The 16,013-nt window shown below is 71.6% G+C and carries 18 protein-coding genes; 14 read left to right on the top strand and 4 right to left on the bottom strand.

Features of this window, described 5'->3' with window-relative positions:
• Positions 1 to 4 precede the first annotated feature (4 nt).
• The 4 genes from Q9S36_RS38900 to kynU are packed head-to-tail and all read left to right on the top strand — an operon-like array spanning position 5 to position 4,579.
• The gene (locus Q9S36_RS38900; RefSeq protein ID WP_311290127.1) at positions 5 to 1,096 is read left to right on the top strand and encodes an exo-alpha-sialidase; all 1,092 of its coding nucleotides are present in this window, start codon (positions 5 to 7) and stop codon (positions 1,094 to 1,096) included.
• A 30-nt stretch (positions 1,097 to 1,126) separates the two neighbouring features.
• The gene (locus tag Q9S36_RS38905) at positions 1,127 to 1,582 is read left to right on the top strand and encodes an SRPBCC family protein (RefSeq protein WP_311290128.1); all 456 of its coding nucleotides are present in this window, start codon (positions 1,127 to 1,129) and stop codon (positions 1,580 to 1,582) included.
• Positions 1,583 to 1,638: 56 nt separating this feature from the next.
• Entirely contained in the window at positions 1,639 to 3,330 is a 1,692-nt protein-coding gene (ilvD, locus tag Q9S36_RS38910) for a dihydroxy-acid dehydratase (protein ID WP_311290129.1), read from the top strand.
• 37 nt (positions 3,331 to 3,367) lie between these two features.
• Positions 3,368 to 4,579 carry a kynureninase gene (kynU, locus tag Q9S36_RS38915; RefSeq protein WP_311290130.1) on the top strand — a complete coding sequence of 404 codons (1,212 nt, stop codon included), beginning with the start codon at positions 3,368 to 3,370 and terminating at the stop codon, positions 4,577 to 4,579.
• 10 nt (positions 4,580 to 4,589) lie between these two features.
• Here kynU and Q9S36_RS38920 read toward each other — a convergent pair whose 3' ends face one another.
• Both Q9S36_RS38920 and Q9S36_RS38925 read right to left on the bottom strand, forming a co-directional pair.
• Positions 4,590 to 4,895 (bottom strand): hypothetical protein, encoded by a 306-nt coding sequence (locus Q9S36_RS38920; protein ID WP_311290131.1) that lies wholly within the window; start codon positions 4,893 to 4,895, stop codon positions 4,590 to 4,592.
• Positions 4,892 to 5,257 carry a hypothetical protein gene (locus Q9S36_RS38925; protein WP_311290132.1) on the bottom strand — a complete coding sequence of 122 codons (366 nt, stop codon included), beginning with the start codon at positions 5,255 to 5,257 and terminating at the stop codon, positions 4,892 to 4,894. Before Q9S36_RS38925 ends, Q9S36_RS38920 begins: the two co-directional genes overlap by 4 nt.
• 128 nt (positions 5,258 to 5,385) lie before the next feature.
• On the opposite strand from Q9S36_RS38925, the gene Q9S36_RS38930 reads away from it, so the two are divergent.
• From Q9S36_RS38930 to Q9S36_RS38940, 3 genes are read left to right on the top strand one after another with little or no spacing between them, the layout of a single operon-like run.
• On the top strand, positions 5,386 to 6,126 hold the full coding sequence (locus tag Q9S36_RS38930) for a GNAT family protein (RefSeq protein ID WP_311290133.1): 741 nt from the start codon (positions 5,386 to 5,388) through the stop codon (positions 6,124 to 6,126).
• A 1-nt stretch (position 6,127) separates the two neighbouring features.
• A complete protein-coding gene (locus tag Q9S36_RS38935) occupies positions 6,128 to 6,544 on the top strand; it encodes a VOC family protein (protein WP_311290134.1) in 417 nt (138 codons plus the stop codon).
• A complete protein-coding gene (locus tag Q9S36_RS38940; RefSeq protein WP_311290135.1) occupies positions 6,541 to 7,008 on the top strand; it encodes a deaminase in 468 nt (155 codons plus the stop codon). Before Q9S36_RS38935 ends, Q9S36_RS38940 begins: the two co-directional genes overlap by 4 nt.
• A 27-nt stretch (positions 7,009 to 7,035) precedes the next feature.
• On the opposite strand, the gene Q9S36_RS38945 is transcribed toward Q9S36_RS38940, so the two are convergent.
• Entirely contained in the window at positions 7,036 to 7,728 is a 693-nt protein-coding gene (locus Q9S36_RS38945; RefSeq protein ID WP_311290136.1) for a hypothetical protein, read from the bottom strand.
• Between the two features lie 44 nt (positions 7,729 to 7,772).
• On the opposite strand from Q9S36_RS38945, the gene Q9S36_RS38950 reads away from it, so the two are divergent.
• Positions 7,773 to 8,366: a TetR/AcrR family transcriptional regulator gene (locus Q9S36_RS38950; protein WP_311290137.1), complete on the top strand. Its 594-nt coding sequence runs from the start codon at positions 7,773 to 7,775 to the stop codon at positions 8,364 to 8,366.
• Here the strand turns inward: Q9S36_RS38950 and Q9S36_RS38955 are convergent, their stop codons facing one another.
• Positions 8,367 to 8,807, bottom strand: a complete 441-nt coding sequence (locus Q9S36_RS38955) for a DUF6973 domain-containing protein (protein WP_311290138.1) — start codon at positions 8,805 to 8,807, stop codon at positions 8,367 to 8,369.
• Positions 8,808 to 8,832: 25 nt separating this feature from the next.
• On the opposite strand from Q9S36_RS38955, the gene Q9S36_RS38960 reads away from it, so the two are divergent.
• The 6 genes from Q9S36_RS38960 (at position 8,833) to Q9S36_RS38985 (ending at position 15,967) form a co-directional block, all read left to right on the top strand.
• Positions 8,833 to 9,849 (top strand): LD-carboxypeptidase, encoded by a 1,017-nt coding sequence (locus Q9S36_RS38960; protein ID WP_311290139.1) that lies wholly within the window; start codon positions 8,833 to 8,835, stop codon positions 9,847 to 9,849.
• 58 nt (positions 9,850 to 9,907) lie between these two features.
• Entirely contained in the window at positions 9,908 to 10,594 is a 687-nt protein-coding gene (locus Q9S36_RS38965) for a 4a-hydroxytetrahydrobiopterin dehydratase (RefSeq protein WP_311290140.1), read from the top strand.
• Positions 10,595 to 10,853: 259 nt separating this feature from the next.
• A complete protein-coding gene (locus Q9S36_RS38970) occupies positions 10,854 to 12,599 on the top strand; it encodes an acetolactate synthase large subunit (RefSeq protein ID WP_311290141.1) in 1,746 nt (581 codons plus the stop codon).
• 2 nt (positions 12,600 to 12,601) lie between these two features.
• On the top strand, positions 12,602 to 13,147 hold the full coding sequence (gene ilvN, locus Q9S36_RS38975) for an acetolactate synthase small subunit (protein ID WP_311290142.1): 546 nt from the start codon (positions 12,602 to 12,604) through the stop codon (positions 13,145 to 13,147).
• 78 nt (positions 13,148 to 13,225) lie between these two features.
• Complete coding sequence (gene ilvC, locus Q9S36_RS38980; RefSeq protein WP_311290143.1) at positions 13,226 to 14,254, top strand: ketol-acid reductoisomerase; 1,029 nt, start codon at positions 13,226 to 13,228, stop codon at positions 14,252 to 14,254.
• 180 nt (positions 14,255 to 14,434) lie between these two features.
• A complete protein-coding gene (locus Q9S36_RS38985) occupies positions 14,435 to 15,967 on the top strand; it encodes a cytosine permease (RefSeq protein WP_311290144.1) in 1,533 nt (510 codons plus the stop codon).
• The last annotated feature ends 46 nt before the right edge of the window (positions 15,968 to 16,013 follow it).

Below are 16,013 nucleotides of genomic sequence, written 5' to 3' on the forward strand. Positions count from 1 at the left end.
TCTCATGTCGCGCACGCTGCTCATGGTCGGGACCCGCAAGGGGATGTGGCTGGGGACCTCCGACGAGGCCCGCACGTCCTGGGAGTGGACCGGCCCGCACTTCCCGATGGAGGAGGTCTACTCCGTCATGATCGACACCCGCGGGGACTCCCCGCGGCTGCTCGCCGGTGCGTCGTCGAGCTGGCTCGGCCCGCAGGTGTGGCGCTCGGACGACCTCGGCGCCAGCTGGGACGAGACGCCCAACGGGGCGGCCCGCTTCCCCGAGGACACCGGCGCCACCCTTGCCCGGGTGTGGCAGCTCCAGCCGGGCTTCGAGGACGACGTGGTGTGGGCCGGCACGGAGCCCGGGGCGGTCTTCCGCTCCACCGACCGCGGCGAGACCTTCGAGCTGGTCCGCGGCCTCTGGGACCACCCCCACCGGCCCGAGTGGAACGAGGGCTTCGGTGGCCAGGCGTTCCACACCATCCTCCCGGACCCGCGCGACGGCGACCGCGTCCTCGCCGCCCTGTCGACCGGTGGGGTCTACGCCACCACCGACGGCGGGAAGTCGTGGGACCCGTCCAACACGGGCGTCAAGGCGGAGTTCTTCCCCGGCGAGCGCAACTACCCCGAGTTCGGCCAGTGCGTGCACAAGGTCGCCCGCGACTCGGTCGACCCCGACCGGCTCTACCTCCAGAACCACGGCGGCGTCTACCGCTCCGACGACGGGGGTGCGAGCTGGCAGGACATCGCGCCGGGCCTGCCCACCGAGTTCGGGTTCGCCATGGTCGCCCACCCGCACCGCGCCGACACGGCGTACAACTTCCCGATCACCGGCGCCGAGGCGCGGTGGCCGGTCGACGGCAAGGCACGGGTCTACCGCACCACCGACGCCGGCGCGTCGTGGGAGCCGCTCGGCGAGGGCGCGCTGCCCGACGGCTACTTCACGGCGGTGATGCGCGACGCGATGTGCGTCGACGACCACGAGCCGGCGGGCCTCTACTTCGGCGGGCGCAACGGCGGCGTGTGGGCCTCGCCGGACGAGGGCGGGACGTGGCAGGAGATCCACAAGGACCTGCCCGACGTGCTCGTCGTCCGCGCCGCTCGGCTCCCCTGACGCGTCCGCACGAGGTCTAGGCTCGCCGACATGGCCGACTTCTCGCTCTCGCGCAGCACCCGCATCGAGGCGCCGCCCGCCAGCGTCCACGCCCTCCTCGACGACTTCCGGGAGTGGCAGAAGTGGTCGCCGTGGGAGGGGCTCGACCCCGACCTGAGCCGCGAGTACACCGGACCCGACCACGGGGTCGGCTCGCGCTACCGCTGGTCGGGCAACAAGTTGGCCGGCGAGGGGCAGATGGAGATCACGGAGTCCACCCCGGCCTCCGTCGTGGTCGACCTGCAGTTCCTCAAGCCGTTCAAGGCCACCAACGTGACGTCGTTCAGCCTCGTGCCGTCCGGCGGTGCCACGGACGTGACCTGGACGATGACCGGCCGGCGCAGCGCCGTGATGTCGCTGATGGGCCGACTGTTCTTCGACAAGGCCATCGGCGGCGACTTCGACAAGGGCCTGGCCGCCCTCAAGCGGGAGGCCGAGCGCGCCTGAACCGCGGCGCTGAGACACGCGGTCGGGCGCGAGCGAGGGGCCACTAGCCTGACGGCATGAGCCACAGAGCCGACGCACCCGACCTGAAGCCCCGGAGCCGCGCCGTCACCGACGGCCTCGAGGCGACCGCTGCGCGAGGGATGCTCCGGGCAGTGGGCATGGGCGACGAGGACTGGGAGAAGCCCCAGATCGGCGTCGCGTCGAGCTGGAACGAGATCACCCCCTGCAACCTCAGCCTCGACCGGCTCGCGAAGGCCGTGAAGAACGGCGTGCACGCGGCCGGTGGGTACCCGCTGGAGTTCGGCACCATCTCGGTCTCCGACGGCATCTCGATGGGCCACGAGGGCATGCACTTCTCGCTGGTCAGCCGTGAGGTCATCGCCGACTCGGTCGAGACGGTGATGATGGCCGAGCGCCTCGACGGCTCGGTGCTGCTCGCCGGCTGCGACAAGTCGCTGCCCGGCATGCTGATGGCCGCCGCGCGGCTCGACCTGGCGAGCGTCTTCCTCTACGCCGGCACGATCATGCCCGGCCAGGTCGACGGCCGCGACGTCACGATCATCGACGCCTTCGAGGCGGTCGGGGCCTGCCTCGCCGGCAAGATCACCCGCGAGGAGGTCGACAAGGTGGAGCGGGCGATCTGTCCCGGCGAGGGCGCCTGCGGTGGGGCTTACACCGCCAACACCATGGCCAGCGTCGCAGAGGCGCTCGGCATGTCCCTGCCCGGCAGCTCGAGCCCGCCGGCCGTCGACCGGCGACGCGACGGGTTCGCCCACAAGTCCGGCGAGGCCGTGGTCGAGATGCTGCGTCAGGGCATCACCGCGCGCCAGGTCATGACCCGCCCCGCCTTCGAGAACGCCATCGCGATGGCGATGGCCCTCGGCGGCTCGACGAACGCCGTGCTGCACCTCCTGGCCATCGCCCGCGAGGCCGAGGTCGACCTGACCCTCGACGACTTCACCCGGATCGGCCGCAAGGTCCCGCACCTCGCCGACATGAAGCCGTTCGGCCGCTTCGTGTGGACCGACTTCGACCGCGTCGGCGGCATCCCCGTCCTGCTGCGAGCGCTGCTCGACGCCGGCCACCTGCACGGCGACGTGCTCACCTGCACCGGCAAGACCATGGCCGAGAACCTCGAGGCCCTCGACCCCAAGCCCCTCGACGGCGAGATCCTGCGCCAGCTCGACAGGCCCATCCACGCGACCGGCGGACTGACGATCCTCAAGGGCTCGCTCGCCCCGGACGGTGCAGTGGTCAAGAGCGCAGGCTTCGACGACACCACCTTCACCGGCACCGCGCGCGTGTTCGACGGCGAGCGCAAGGCGCTCGACGCGCTGGCCGAGGGCACGATCACGGCCGGCGACGTCGTCGTCATCCGCTACGAGGGCCCCAAGGGTGGCCCGGGCATGCGCGAGATGCTCGCCATCACCGGCGCGATCAAGGGAGCGGGCCTGGGCAAGGACGTCCTGCTGATCACCGACGGTCGCTTCTCCGGCGGCACGACCGGCCTCTGCGTCGGCCACATCGCGCCGGAGGCCAGCGACGGCGGGCCGATCGCCTTCCTCCGCGACGGCGACCGGATCACCCTCGACGTCGCCAACATGACGCTCGACGTGCACGTCGACGAGGACGAGCTCGCCCGGCGCTTCGAGGGCTGGGAGCCGCTCCCGCCGAAGTACACCCGCGGCGTGCTCGGCAAGTACCGCAAGGTCGTGCAGTCCGCCGCCCACGGAGCGGTCTGCTACTGACGATCCTCCACGGGCCGACGCCCGATAGGTTGCGCACGTGACGACGACCTCAGCCCAGCTCGACGCCGCCGACCCGCTCGCCCACTTCCGCGAGCGCTTCGTCGGTGCCGCGAGCGACCTTGTCTACTTCGACGGGAACTCGCTCGGTCGCCCGGTCGCGGCCGTGGCCGAGCGCCTCGCGTCGTTCGTGCAGGAGGACTGGGGCGGACGGCTGATCCGCGGCTGGGACGAGCAGTGGATGGACCTCCCGACGACCCTCGGCGACGACCTCGGCCGGATCTGCCTGGGTGCCGCGCCCGGCCAGACCACGATCGGCGACTCGACGACGGTCTGGCTCTACAAGCTGATGCGCGCGGCGGTCGACGCCGCCGTACGACGCGACCCCCACCGCACCGAGATCGTCATCGACACCGACAACTTCCCGACGGACCGCTACGTCGCCGAGGGCATCGCCGCGGAGCGCGGGCTGACGCTCCGGTGGATCGAGGTCGACACGTCCGAGGGCGTCACCGCCGACCAGCTCGCGGCCGCAGTCGGCGACCGCACGGCCCTCGTCGTGCTCAACCACGTGGCCTACCGCTCCGCCTGGCTCGCCGATGCGCCCGGCCTCACCCGGATCGCCCACGAGGCGGGTGCCCTCGTCCTGTGGGACCTGTGCCACTCCGCCGGCTCGGTGCCCGTCCACCTCGACGCGTGGGACGTCGACCTCGCCGTCGGGTGCACCTACAAGTACCTCAACGGAGGCCCCGGGTCGCCGGCCTTCGGCTATGTCAACGCCCGCCTCCAGGGCGAGCTCACCCAGCCGATCCAGGGGTGGATGGGTCACGCCGACCCGTTCCTGATGGGCCCGGGCTACACCCCGGCGACGGGCATCCGCCGCTTCATCTCCGGCACCCCACCGATCCTCGGGATGATCGCGATGCAGAGCATGCTCGAGCTGGTGGAGGAGGCCGGCATCGAGGCGATCCGGGCGAAGTCCGTCGCCCTCACGTCGTACGCCGTCGAGCTCGCCGACGCGACCCTGCCCGAGGTGTCCGTCGCGTCGCCGCGCGACCCCGCCCAGCGTGGTGGCCACGTCACGCTCCACCACGACCGGATGCGCGAGGTCACCGCGCGCCTGTGGGAGCGCGACGTCATCCCCGACTACCGCGACCCCGGTGGCCTGCGCATCGGCCTCTCGCCGCTGTCGACGTCGTTCGACGAGGTCGAGCGCGGAATGGCTGCGGTGGCGACGGCCCTGGCCGGCTGACTGCGTCCGGTCAGGAGCCCAGCTCCTCGTCGAGCCCGGCGAGGTAGGCCTCCCCGAGCCGCACCTGCTCCGTTCGCTCCTCCGGCGTGAGTGCAGCCCATGCCTCCTCCTGCGCCCGCATCCCGCGAGCGGAGATCTCGGCGAAGTCCGGGTCGGTGGCGAGGTCGCGCACGTCTCGACGCCCCGCCAGGACCTCACGGACCATCGCGCCCAGGGGCAGGTCGGCGTGGTCGTCGGCCACGGCACGCAGGCTCCGCCGCATCAACTCCGCAGCAGCCCGGTCGCCGGTGAAGGCGACCAGCGGGTCCTCGCTCACGGGGTGCTCTGCAGGTCGGTGAGCAGCCGGCGCGCGACCACGACGAGGTCCTCGTCCAGGAGCTCGGGGCTGGACATCGCGAGGAGGGCGTCGTTGATCTGGGTCTCGCGACCGGGCTGCCGCCCGAGGTCGTCGCGCAGGTCGACCGCGTCGGCCCACTCGGTGGCCTCGGCTGCGTCGATCCCGCCGTCGACCAGCTGAGTCAGCACAGCGACGACGTGCCGGACCTCGAGGTCGACGAGCTCCTCCTCGTCCCAGGCGAACCCGGCCAGCCGCGCCTGGGACTCGCGAGCCGGGACGCGGTGCTCGACGAGGTCCTCGAGGACCTGGAGGCGCGAGGTGTCGTTGGGCAGCTTGGACACGGCCGTCTCCTCCGCGCCTCCCGGAGCTTCTTCTCGAACCGCTTGAGGTTGCATGCCTGCCTGGCGTCGAGCGCCTCGCGGCCGATGCGCTGAGCCCGACCCAAACCCGCGCCCGTAGGCTGGCGCGGGTGAGCTCATCGCCCGGTCCCCGCACCAACGCGCACGGCCAGCGCCTCGGGCGCCCTGTCGACTGGTCCCCGGCCACGTCGCCGGCGAAGGACTCGGTGCTCCACGGCAAGGGGGTCCGGCTCGAGCCGATCGGTCCCGAGCACGTCGACGACCTGTACGCCGCGGTCTGCGGCTCGGACGACGACCCGCTGTGGACCTACCTCTTCTGGGAGCGGCCCCGCGACCGGGACGAGATGGCCGCGATCGTCGAGCACGGCGCGGCCGACCCGGGCCAGGTGATGTACGCGATCGTCCCCGTCGAGACCGGCCGCGCCGCCGGCTTCTGCTCGCTCATGCGCATCGACCCGGCCATGGGCTCGATCGAGGTGGGCGGCATCGCCTTCGGGCGCCAGCTCCAGCGCAGCCGGGCCGCCACGGAGGCGATGGCGCTGCTCCTGCGCCACGTCTTCGACGACCTCGGCTTCAGGCGCTACGAGTGGAAGTGCGACAGCCTCAACGCGCCCTCTCGCCGGGCCGCCATCCGGCTCGGCTTCATCTGGGAGGGCCGCTTCCGCAACGCGGTCGTCTACAAGGGCCGCAACCGCGACACCGACTGGTTCTCGATCACGGACCTCGAGTGGCCGCGGGTGCGCGCGGCGCTCGACGACTGGCTCGACGACCGCAACTTCGACGCCATGGGTCGCCAGCGCGTACGCCTGGCAGCCCGACCGCCCGAGCAGCAGGCCGAGCAGGTGCGCTGACATGGACCAGCGGGTCAGCTTCATCACGCTCGTGGTGACCGACATGGACGCCACGCGGCGCTTCTACGTCGACGGCCTGGGGTGGGAGCCGGAGCTCCACGAGCCCGGCGAGGTGCTGATGTTCCGGGTCGCCGAGAAGGTCGTGCTCAGCCTGTGGGCCGAGGCGTTCTTCGTCGAGGAGGTCGGGCAGCGCCCCGCTCGCGGGGGCGTGCCGCCGATCACGCTCGCCCACAACGTCGCCACCCCTCAGGGTGTCGACACCGTCCTCGAGCAGGCGGCCGCGGCCGGGGCGAAGGAGGTCTCGGAGGCGGTCCGGCGCGACTGGGGCGGCTACACCGGCTACTTCGCCGACCCCGACGGGTTCCGCTGGGAAGTCGCCCACAACCCGGGGGAGATCGGGCAGTCTGTGCTCCCGTGAGCGACCACCTCGAGCCGACCCCAGTCCCGGGCTGGGACGAGTACTTCCTCGGCATCGCCGCCGCCGTCTCAGCGCGCGCCAAGTGCACCCGTCGTCGGGTCGGGGCCGTGCTGACGATCGACCACCGCATCATCGCCACCGGCTACAACGGTGCCGCGCCGGGGGAGGAGGACTGCCTCCAGGGCGCGTGCCCGCGCGGCCTCCTCGGGTACGACGCCGTGCCCGGTCTCGGCGACTACGACCGGCCCGGGACCCCCGGGTTCTGCATCGCCATCCACGCCGAGGTCAACGCGCTGCTCTTCGCGACGCGCGACACCAAGGGGGCGACCGCCTACATCACCGACCCGCCGTGCCCGGGATGCCGCAAGGCCCTGGCCGCCGCCGGTGTCGTCCGTGCGGTCTGGCCCCACGGCGAGCACGACCGCGAGGGCCTCACCGCCTGGGCCACCCAGGTGGCCGAGTAGCGAGGCACGAGCGTGACGGGACGCTGGTCAGCCGTCCGTCGGCCGTGAGTCTCCAGGAGACTCAGCGCCCAGCCGGCGTCGCTCCTCCGCCTTCCGCCGCCGCCTGACCTCGCCCCGGGCGACGAAGAACGCGATGAGCACGGGGACGAGGAGCTTGCGCACCGGCTCCGTCCACGCGGGCAGGCTCGGCAGGTCGGGCCACGGGATCGCCGGCAGGGAGATGTCCGGCCACGGGATCGAGGGCAGGTCGGGCCAGGGGATCGACGGCAGGGAGATGTCCGGCCACGGGACGTCGAGGGTCGGCCACGGCACCATCGAGAGCAGCCAGACCAGCAGGACCGGTAGGCCGACGCCTGCGGCCGCCAGCGCCGTCTGTCGCGCGGTGTGGAGGTGCGGGTGCCGGCCGATCCACTCCGCCCGCAGCGCGGCCCTCGACCCCGGCTCGGGCTCGAGGTCGGTGCCGCCGAGGCCGGCGTGCGCCTCGGCCTCGGAGCCGTGGAGGGTGATCCGGCGGGCCGGGCCCACCATGGCGAGCTTCAGGCGCAGGGCGACGTCCTCGCCCTCCGGCGACAGGACGATCGTCTCGTCGGAGGTCTTCTTCCTCCCGACCTCCGCGCCGTCGCGGGTCCACACCACCTCGCGGGTCAGCGCACCGTGCTCGACGGCGGCGACGTGCTCGTGCCCGTCGTGCACGAGGTGCCATCGTTCGGTGTCCCCCATGCGTGCAATACTAGAGCACGCGCTCCATTAATAGGAAGTGGTGCATGGCCCGCACGGTCGACCCCGAGAGGCACCTGGCCCGGCGCCTCGCGATCATCGACGCCGCGCTCACCCGGTTCGCCGCCGACGGCTACGAGCGCACCACCACGGCCGCCATCTGCCGGGAGGCCGGGATCGGCTCGGGCACGTTCTTCCACTACTTCCCGACCAAGCAGTCGCTGCTGCTGGCGATCCTCGAGCTCGGCACGTCGGAGACCGCGGACTGGTTCGCCGCGCAGGACCTGGCCGCGTCGCCGCGCTCCGTCGTCGACGCCTATGTCAGGCACGCCGTGGCGGAGCTCGCCGACCCGCGGGTCGCCGGCTTCGTGCGGGCCGTGGGCGCCGTGATGGCGGAGCCCGAGGTCGCGGCCGCGCTCGCGCACGACGCTCGCACCCTCCAGGAGGGGCTCGAGCCGTGGGTGGCCCGCGCGCAGCAGGACGGAGCGGTCCGTACGGACCTGACGGCGCGCGATCTCACGGCGTGGCTGCTGCTGGTGGTCGACGGCTTCCTCGGCCGGCTCGCGACCGACGACGACTTCACCGCGGCCGACCAGGCGCCCGTCCTCGAGGACGCGGTGGCGCGCCTGCTGGCGCCGTGATCAGCGCGGCTTGACCCAGATCAGCTCGTCGGACTCCCACTTCGCCAGCGCGACCGGCACCAGCAGCGCGATCGCGTCAGCGGTGGAGAGGGCCCTCAGGTCGCCGGCATGGGCCTCGCCGTGGTCCTGGCCGACTCGGTTGTTGTGCTCGTCGATCCGCGAGTCGCGGGCGCTGGGCGTGCCCCGCTCCTGCGCGTGGGCGATCGTCGCGGCGGCCGGCCGGCCGAAGCGCGCGGTGAGCAGCGCCTGCCACATGAAGTGACGCATCGCGTTCGTGCGACCGGGAACACCGCGTCCCTGCGCGGCCGCGGCCCGCAGCGCGGCCTCGGAGATCCGCAGCACGTCGAAGGCGCCGGACGGACCGAGCCCGGCCTTGAGTCCCGCGGTGTAGAGGCGTGGCACCCCGGTCGCGGCGTGGATGGCCTGGTCGAGGAATCCCATGGACACACAGTGACAGACTCGGTGCATGAGCCCGTCGCTGCGCTTCCCGCGCCCGCTCCGTCCCGGCGACCGCATCGCGGTGACGTCGCCGTCGGCCGGGGTAGCGGGCGAGGCAGCGACGCGGATCGAGTTCTGCGTCGACTGGCTGCGCAACCGCGGGTATGACGTCGTGGTGGGGGAGTGCATGGACGGCACCGGGCTGACCTCCGCCCCCGCTCGGCAGCGCGCCGACGAGTTGACCCGGATGCTGGCCGACCCCGACGTGCACTGCGTCCTGCCGCCCTGGGGAGGGGAGACGGCCATCGACATGGTCGACCTCCTCGACTGGGACGCCCTGGCCGGGGCGGAGCCGACGTGGCTCGTCGGCTTCTCCGACCTCTCGACCCTCCTCGTTCCCGTCACCACCCGGCTGGGCTGGGGGACGCTGCACGGGGACAACCTCGCGGACACGCCGTACGCCGTGCCCGACGGGCTGCTCCACTGGCTCGACCTCGCCAGCGGGCCGGGACCGTTCACGCAGCGCGACTCCGGCGTCGTCACCGACTGGTGGCGGTTCGAGGAGGACCCTCGCGCCACCGAGTGGAAGGTCGTGGGACCCGGCAGCTGGGAGCTGCATGGCGGAGGCAGCCTCGACGTGACCGGGCGCCTGGTCGGCGGCTGCGTGGAGACGATCGCCAACCTCGCCGGTACGCCGTACGGCGACGTGCGCGCGTGGTCGGCGGCTCTCGACGAGCCGACCATCGTCTACGTCGAGGCGTGCGAGGAGCACGCGGTCAACATCTGCCGCTACCTCCACGCGCTGCGGCTCGCGGGCTGGTTCGACCGGGCGGCGGCCGTCCTGGTCGGGCGCACCAACGCTCCCGACCACCCCGACCTCACGCAGCGCGAGGCGGTGCTCGACGCGCTGGGCCGGCTCGACCTGCCGATCGTGTGGGACCTCGAGATCGGGCACGTGCCTCCGCACCTCCCGCTGGTCAACGGAGCGCTGGCCCGGGTCGTCGTCGACGGCGAGACCCGGGAGATCACGCAGACGCTGGGGTGACGTCGCGAGCGACGACGAGGGGTGGTCGCTGTCGGCGGACCGTGGCAGGGTCGAGCGCATGACCGACCCCCAGCAGAAGCTCACCTCCCAGCAGGTCCGCGAGGCCGACGGGCTCGACGACTGGCGCCTCCTGCTCACCGGCATCCGCGCACGGTTCCGCACCGGTGACTTCGCCACCGGGCTGGCGCTTGTCGACCGGATCGGCGCGGCCGCGGAGGAGGCCGACCACCACCCCGACATCTCGCTGACCTATCCCGAGGTGATCGTGACCCTGTCCAGCCACGACGTCGGCGGCATCACCGTGCGCGACCTCGACCTGGCCCGGACGATCAGCGCCTTCGCGGCCGAGGCGGGGATCGCCGCCGACGTCGCAGGGCTCACCCAGCTCGAGCCGGGCCTCGACACGACGGCGGGGGAGCGCCTGTCGGAGTTCTACGCCGCCCTGCTCGGCGGGAAGGTCGCCGACCACGGCGATCCGGTCGACCCGAGCGGCCAGGTGCCGGGCCTGTGGTTCCAGGAGCCGACCGAGCCGAGCGAGGACGACCCAGCGCTCCCGGACCAGGACCACGAGCAGCGGTGGCACTTCGACGTGTGGGTCCCCGAGGACGAGGGCGAGCGCCGGGTGCAGGCGGCCATCGACGCGGGCGGCCGCCTGGTCAGCGACCGGTTCGCGCCGTCGTACTGGGTGCTCGAGGACGCCGACGGCAACCGGCACTGCGTCTGCACTCGAGCCGGGCGGCCCTGAGGCCGCGCACGCTCGCGATGCCACATCGCGAGACCGACGTTCCAGATGCTGGGACGCCTGTCACACTTGCTTGACGCCGGTGGGTCCCGGCGACGACGGTTGTCACATGCGCACCGAGATTCTTGTACGCACGCGACGCGTGAGCTGAGGTCCCTCAGACCTTCGCACGCGCGTCACCCCTCGTCGCCCACCGGGCCGAGGGGCTTTTTTATGGGCTCACAGCTGTTGGGCAGGCACCGAACAACCAGGAAGAAGATCCATGAGCGAGCACGACGGACAGGTCACCGGAGCGCAGAGCCTCGTGACGTCCCTCGAGGCAGCCGGCGTCACCGACATCTTCGGCATCCCCGGCGGCGCGATCCTCCCGGCGTACGACCCCCTGATGGACTCCACCCGCATCCGTCACGTCCTCGTGCGCCACGAGCAGGGCGCCGGCCACGCGGCCCAGGGGTACGCCTCGGCGACCGGCCGCGTCGGCGTGTGCATGGCGACCTCCGGGCCCGGCGCGACCAACCTCGTCACGCCGCTCGCCGACGCCCACATGGACTCGGTGCCGCTGGTCGCGGTGACCGGTCAGGTCGGCGCCTCGATGATCGGCACCGACGCCTTCCAGGAGGCCGACATCCGCGGCATCACGATGCCGATCACCAAGCACAACTTCCTGGTCACCGACCCCGCCGACATCCCGAGCACGATCGCCGAGGCCTTCCACATCGCCTCCACCGGCCGTCCCGGCCCGGTGCTCGTCGACGTGGCCAAGTCGGCGCTCCAGGCGCAGACCACGTTCGCGTGGCCCGACGAGCTGCACCTGCCCGGCTATCGGCCGGTGACCACGCCGCACGCCAAGCAGATCCGGGAGGCCGTCCGCCTCATCCGCGACGCCAGGCGTCCCGTGCTCTACGTCGGTGGCGGGGTCATCCGGGCCAACGCCTCCCGCGAGCTCGCCCAGCTGGCGGCGCTGACCGGCATCCCCGTCGTCACCACCTTGATGGCCCGCGGCGCCTTCCCCGACAGCCACCCGCAGCACCTCGGCATGCCCGGCATGCACGGCACCGTGGCGGCCGTCGCGGGCCTGCAGAAGAGCGACCTGATCATCAGCCTCGGCGCCCGCTTCGACGACCGCGTCACCGGCAACCTCGACTCCTTCGCGCCCAACGCCCTCGTCATCCACGCCGACATCGACCCGGCGGAGATCGGCAAGAACCGCCACGCCGACGTGCCGATCGTCGGCGACTGCAAGGAGGTCATCGCGCAGCTGGTGGCGCTCCTCCAGGCCGAGGGCGCCGACGGCGACTACGAGTCGTGGGTGGCGTTCCTCGCCGGCGTGAAGCAGAAGTACCCCCTCGGGTACGACGCCCCTGCCGACGGCTCGCTCGCCCCCCAGTACGTCCTCGAGCGGCTCGGCCAGATCGCCGGTCCCGACTCCATCTACGTCGCGGGCGTCGGGCAGCACCAGATGTGGGCCGCACACTTCGTCGGCTACGAGAACCCCAAGACGTGGATCAACTCCGGCGGTCTCGGCACGATGGGCTTCTCGGTCCCCGCGGCCATGGGCGCCAAGGTCGGCATGCCCGACACCACGGTCTGGGCCATCGACGGCGACGGCTGCTTCCAGATGACCAACCAGGAGCTCGCGACCTGCGCGATCAACGACATCCCGATCAAGGTCGCGATCATCAACAACGAGTCGCTCGGCATGGTGCGCCAGTGGCAGACGTTGTTCTACAACGAGCGCTACTCCAACACCGACCTGCACTCCAAGCGGATCCCCGACTTCGTCAAGCTCGCCGACGCCTACGGCTGCATCGGCCTGGCGTGCGAGACGCCCGACGACGTCGACGCCACGATCGAGAAGGCGATGTCGATCGACGACCAGCCGGTCGTCGTCGACTTCCGGGTCCACCGCGACGCCATGGTGTGGCCGATGGTCGCCGCCGGCACCAGCAACGACGAGATCAAGTACGCGCGCGACCTCGCGCCCCAGTTCGACGAGGACGACATCTGACCATGAGCAAGCACACTCTTTCGGTCCTGGTGGAGAACAAGCCCGGCGTCCTGGCCCGGATCGCCGGCCTGTTCTCCCGTCGCGGCTTCAACATCGACAGCCTCGCAGTGGGCCCCACCGAGCACCCCGAGGTCTCGCGGATGACCATCGTGGTCAACGTCGAGGAGTCCCCGCTCGAGCAGGTCACCAAGCAGCTCAACAAGCTCGTCGAGGTGATCAAGATCGTCGAGCTCGACGGTCCGGGGTCGGTCAACCGCGAGCTGCTGCTGGTCAAGGTCCGCGCCGACGCCGCCACGCGGGGCGCGGTGCTCGACGCCGTCCAGCTGTTCCGGGCCAAGGTCGTCGACGTCTCGCCCGAGGCGGTGACCGTCCAGGCGGTCGGCAACGCCGACAAGCTCGCCGACCTGCTCCGGGTGCTCGAGCCTTTCGGCATCCGCGAGCTCGTCCAGTCCGGCATGGTCGCGATCGGTCGCGGCTCGCGCTCCATCAGCGAGCGGACCCACCGCCCCGTCGCCGTACCCGCCCCTGTGTCCGCAATCGCCAACTGACCCGATCTCGACACGCCGCTCGTTCCTCGCGGCTACTCGATCAACGAGTGACACCCAACCCATGAAGGAGAGCCCCCTGTGGCTGAGATGTTCTACGACGACGACGCCGACCTGAGCCTGATCCAGGGCAAGAACGTCGCGGTGATCGGCTACGGCAGCCAGGGCCACGCCCACGCGCTGTCCCTGCGCGACTCCGGCGTCGACGTCCGGATCGGGCTGCAGCCCGGCTCGAAGAGCCGCGACAAGGCCGAGGCCGAGGGCCTGCGCGTCCTCACCCCGCGCGAGGCCGCGGAGGAGTCCGACCTCATCGTGATCCTGGCGCCCGACCAGCACCAGCGGAAGCTCTACGCCGAGGAGATCGCGCCGGCGCTGACGCCCGGCGACACCCTGGTCTTCGGCCACGGCTTCAACATCCGCTTCGGCTACATCACCCCGCCCGAGGGCGTCGACGTGTTCATGGTCGCGCCGAAGGGCCCCGGCCACCTCGTGCGCCGCGAGTACGTCGATGGCCGCGGCGTGCCGGTCCTCGTGGCCGTGGAGAAGGACGAGTCGGGCAAGGCGTGGGACCTCGCGCTGTCCTACGCCAAGGCCATCGGCGGTCTGCGTGCCGGCGGCATCAAGACCACCTTCACCGAGGAGACCGAGACCGACCTGTTCGGCGAGCAGGCCGTGCTCTGCGGCGGCGCCTCGCAGCTGGTGATGTACGGCTTCGAGGTCCTCACCGAGGCCGGCTACCAGCCCGAGGTGGCCTACTTCGAGTGCCTGCACGAGCTCAAGCTCATCGTCGACCTGATGTACGAGGGCGGCATCGCCAAGCAGCGCTGGTCGGTCTCCGACACGGCCGAGTTCGGTGACTACGTCTCCGGTCCGCGGGTGATCACGCCCGAGGTGAAGAAGAACATGCAGGACGTGCTCGCCGACATCAAGAACGGCGCGTTCGCCGAGCGCTTCATCACCGACATGGACAACGGCTCCCCGGAGTTCACCGAGTTCCGCAAGAAGGCCGAGTCGCACCCGATCGAGCAGACCGGCCGCGAGCTGCGCAAGCTCATGGCGTGGGTCAAGTCGCACGACACCGACTACGTCGAGGGCACCTCCGCCCGCTGAGCCGGCCGCACCACACGCCGTACGGCGCGTCGGACAGGACAAAGCTCCTGACCGGCGCGCCGTACGCGCTTGCATCGGTCCGTGATCGTGACCTTGTCCTGTCCGACAGGCCGTGCAGCGCCCACCCGGGCGAGCGGGGCGGTGCTGGCCCCGGGTGCCCAGGTGCGCGACGATGCGGTCATGAGTCACACAGCGCCCCCGGCCTCGGGCCTCGAGCAGACCCGCAGGCTCGGCGTCGAGACCACCGGCATCGAGATCATCGAGGAGTCCGAGCGCACCGCCCGGCCCCGGGACCTGTTCTGGCCGTGGTTCGCGGCCAACGTCTCGGTCTTCGGCATCAGCTACGGCTCGTTCGTCCTCGGCTTCGGAATCTCCTTCCGGCAGGCCCTCGTCGTGTCGGTCGTCGGGATCGTCATCTCCTTCGCGCTGTGCGGGATCATCGCGATCGCGGGCAAGCGCGGCTCGGCGCCCACGATGGTGCTCAGCCGGGCGGCGTTCGGCGTCAACGGCCAGAAGGTGCCCGGCGTGATCTCGTGGCTGGTCTCCATCGGCTGGGAGACGTTCCTGGCGATCCTCGCGGTGCTCGCCACGGCCACCATCTTCGACCAGCTCGGCTGGGCGGCGGGCACGACGACGAAGGTGGTCGCCACGCTCGTCGTCGCGGCGCTCATCGTGTCCGCGAGCGTCGCCGGCTATCACGTCATCATGCGGATGCAGTCGGTCCTGACCTGGATCACCGGCATCGCGACGATCGTCTACGTCGGCCTCACCCTCGACGAGATCGACTGGTCGTCGGTCAGCGCCGTCCCCGACGGGAGCGCCCAGCAGATGATCGGTGCGCTGGTGATGGTCATGACGGGCTTCGGCCTCGGCTGGATCAACATCGCCGCCGACTGGTCCCGCTACCAGCACCGTGACGCGAAGGGATCGGCCATCGTCGGCTGGAACACCTTCGGCGGAGCGGTCGCGCCGGTCCTGCTCGTCGTCTTCGGGCTCCTGCTCGCCGGCTCGTCGCAGCCGCTGTCGGCGGGCATCGTCGCCGACCCGATCGGCACGCTCGGCACGTTGCTGCCGACCTGGTTCCTGGTGCCGTTCCTGCTCGCCGCGATCCTCGCCCTGGTGAGCGGCGCCGTGCTCGGGATCTACTCCTCGGGCCTCACGCTGCTCTCGCTCGGCGTCCGCATCCCGCGTCCGGCCGCGGCAGGCGTCGACGGGTTGATCCTCACGCTCGGCACGATCTGGGTCGTCTTCTTCGCCGAGGACTTCCTCGGCCCGTTCCAGAGCTTCCTGATCACCCTCGGTGTGCCCCTCGCCGCGTGGGCGGGGATCATGATCGCCGACATCGCGCTCCGCAAGCGGGACTACGACGACGAGGCCCTCTTCGACCCGACCGGCCGCTACGGCTCGCTCGACCTGGTCTCCCTCGGCACGATGGTCGTGGCGTCCGTCCTCGGCTGGGGCCTGGTGGTCAACAACTTCGCCGCCGACGCCGCGTGGAACAACTGGCAGGGCTTCCTCATCGAGCCCCTCGGCCTCGGGTCCTACGTCGACGACCCGCTCGGCGCCTACTGGGACGGCCCGTGGGCCTACGCCAACCTCGGCGTCCTCCTCGCCCTGGTGCTGGGCTTCGCGGTGACCTACCTCGCGCGACGCTCGACGGTCCGCCGCCAGGAGGAGGTCGGCACGTCCGACACGCGCGCCTCTGCGCGGTGAGTCTCCCGGAGACTCACCACACAGGGACGGGGGAACACCCGGGTCG

This window comes from Microbacterium sp. ARD31, from assembly GCF_031844425.1.

What these genes read in the sequence shown, in the direction of transcription:
- Q9S36_RS38985 (WP_311290144.1), top strand. Translation starts at nt 14,435, where the DNA reads ATGAGTCACACAGCGCCCCCGGCCTCGGGCCTCGAGCAGACCCGCAGG.
- Q9S36_RS38955 (WP_311290138.1), bottom strand. Translation starts at nt 8,807, where the DNA reads ATGGGATTCCTCGACCAGGCCATCCACGCCGCGACCGGGGTGCCACGC.
- ilvD (WP_311290129.1), top strand. Translation starts at nt 1,639, where the DNA reads ATGAGCCACAGAGCCGACGCACCCGACCTGAAGCCCCGGAGCCGCGCC.
- Q9S36_RS38965 (WP_311290140.1), top strand. Translation starts at nt 9,908, where the DNA reads ATGACCGACCCCCAGCAGAAGCTCACCTCCCAGCAGGTCCGCGAGGCC.
- Q9S36_RS38945 (WP_311290136.1), bottom strand. Translation starts at nt 7,728, where the DNA reads ATGGGGGACACCGAACGATGGCACCTCGTGCACGACGGGCACGAGCAC.
- Q9S36_RS38905 (WP_311290128.1), top strand. Translation starts at nt 1,127, where the DNA reads ATGGCCGACTTCTCGCTCTCGCGCAGCACCCGCATCGAGGCGCCGCCC.
- Q9S36_RS38935 (WP_311290134.1), top strand. Translation starts at nt 6,128, where the DNA reads ATGGACCAGCGGGTCAGCTTCATCACGCTCGTGGTGACCGACATGGAC.
- ilvN (WP_311290142.1), top strand. Translation starts at nt 12,602, where the DNA reads ATGAGCAAGCACACTCTTTCGGTCCTGGTGGAGAACAAGCCCGGCGTC.
- Q9S36_RS38960 (WP_311290139.1), top strand. Translation starts at nt 8,833, where the DNA reads ATGAGCCCGTCGCTGCGCTTCCCGCGCCCGCTCCGTCCCGGCGACCGC.
- Q9S36_RS38970 (WP_311290141.1), top strand. Translation starts at nt 10,854, where the DNA reads ATGAGCGAGCACGACGGACAGGTCACCGGAGCGCAGAGCCTCGTGACG.
- Q9S36_RS38950 (WP_311290137.1), top strand. Translation starts at nt 7,773, where the DNA reads ATGGCCCGCACGGTCGACCCCGAGAGGCACCTGGCCCGGCGCCTCGCG.
- Q9S36_RS38900 (WP_311290127.1), top strand. Translation starts at nt 5, where the DNA reads ATGTCGCGCACGCTGCTCATGGTCGGGACCCGCAAGGGGATGTGGCTG.